General features: G+C 36.9%; 1 protein-coding gene. It reads right to left on the bottom strand.

What is annotated here, in order from left to right:
• On the bottom strand, positions 1-1867 hold a 1867-nt coding region (locus IDG60_RS12850; RefSeq protein WP_206160764.1), incomplete at both ends, for a coiled-coil domain-containing protein.

The following is a 1867-nucleotide window of genomic DNA, read 5'->3' as shown; positions in this document are numbered from 1 at the left end:
GTGAAATTATTTTGTTGTGCTTGGTTTAAGTTAGATGCACCATGTAATGTTGTTAACGCTGGCTGTCTATCTAATGTTAAACCTTGACGTGCTGTATTTAATTGATCCTTAGCTTGGTTTGCCTCTGTCACTTTATCATTGATATTTTGGACAGTTGGGTTGCCATTCAACACTTGATTAATTTCAGTTAACTTTTGACGCGCTGCTTGTAATTTTTGGTTGTACGCATTTAACGAAGCGGTCGTCATACCTGTTGTATCCGTTGGTTGATTAATGCTTTGTTCTAATTGCGTTTTCGCAGTTTGAAGCGGTGCTTTATCTGGTGTTAACGCTTGACGTGCATGATCTAAATCAGATTTAGCTTGATTTGCTGCAGACGTATTTGTATTAATTTGTTCTACAGTCGGTGAACCTGCTAATACTTGATTGATTTGTTGAATCTTATTACGTGCAGCTGTTAACTTCGCATTGTATGCATTTATAGAGTCTTGTGTCATACCAGTTGTACTTGTTTGCGTGTCAATACTATGTTGTAGTTGATTTTTCGCATTTTCTAAAGGCGCTTTATCAACTGTTAAGCCATTGCGTGCTTGATCAAGTGCTGTTTTAGCAGCATTCGCTGCTGTCACGTTTTGACGAATCGTTGCAACATCTGGATGAGATGCCAGTACGCGATCAATTTCTTGAATTTTAGTTCTAGCTGCTGAAAGTTTTTCATTAAATGCTGCAATAGATGTGCTTGTCATACCAGTCGTACTCGTTGGCTGATCAATATCATTTTGCAACTGAGTTTTTGCAGTTTGTAATGGTGCCAAGTCTGGTGTTAATCCAGCAATTGCTTGTTTTAAGCTATTATATTTTTCTTCTACTTTTGTTTTTTCTGCGGCAATTTGTTGGTCTGTCGCGTCACCATTGTTAATAACATTTTGTGCATTTGTTGTTTCTGTTTGACCTGCACGTTTAGCATTTTCATATGCTTGGATTGATGATTGTGTCATACCATCAGTAGTTACTGATTTATTGATTTCTTCATCAAGTTTCGTCTTAGCAGTTCTTAAAGCACTATTATCAGCTAAAGGTACTAATTGATTAATTGCTTGCGTTAATCGCTCATTAACACGATTTACATTTGTTAATGCTGTTTGTACCTCTTGCACTGATCTTATTGGCTTCTGAATGATAGCATTAGCACTATTTTTAGCACTTGTAAGTTCTGCTTGAAGCGCATGCATTGAATTATTATACGCAGTAATACTTGCTGGTTTCTTACCAGTCGTTGTACCTGTGCGATTCAATTGTTGCACTGCTTGCTCTAAGGTATGTGTATCTGCAGTTAAATTTTGTTTCGCTTGGTTTAATGCTGTTAATGCGTTATCGACACGATGTTTTTCCTCTGAAATTTGCTGCGGTGTTGCATCTCCATTGTCTATAACACGTTGTGCTGCAGTTATTTCAGTTTCTGCTTCACGCTTCTTCGCATTATAGTTATCAATACTTTGTTGCGTCATACCAGCAGTTGATGGTACTTGGTTCACAGAACTTTGTAAGTTATTTTTAGATGTTACTAATTGGCTATTATCTTCTTTATTTTGAAGTAATGCTTTAGCTTGATCAATCTTAGTTTGTGCTGCACGAACTTTAGTTAATGCGTCAGAAACTTGTTGTGGTGTTGCACGATCATTATTAATCACTTGTTGCGCTTCTGTTTTTGCAGTATTGATTTGTTGTTGCGCATTATGAATTGCATTATTGTACTGCGTAATTGTACCTGGCTTTTTACCTTCAGTGCTTACTGGATCATCTAAATGATTTTTAGCTGTGATTAACTCACGTTTATCCGCTTTTGTGAAAATGGACTCTTGTACTT

It is taken from the genome of Staphylococcus sp. EG-SA-2 (genome assembly GCF_017152085.1).
Note: the sequence above shows the minus strand (reverse complement) of the source record. Positions and strands in the feature narration are given on the sequence as shown.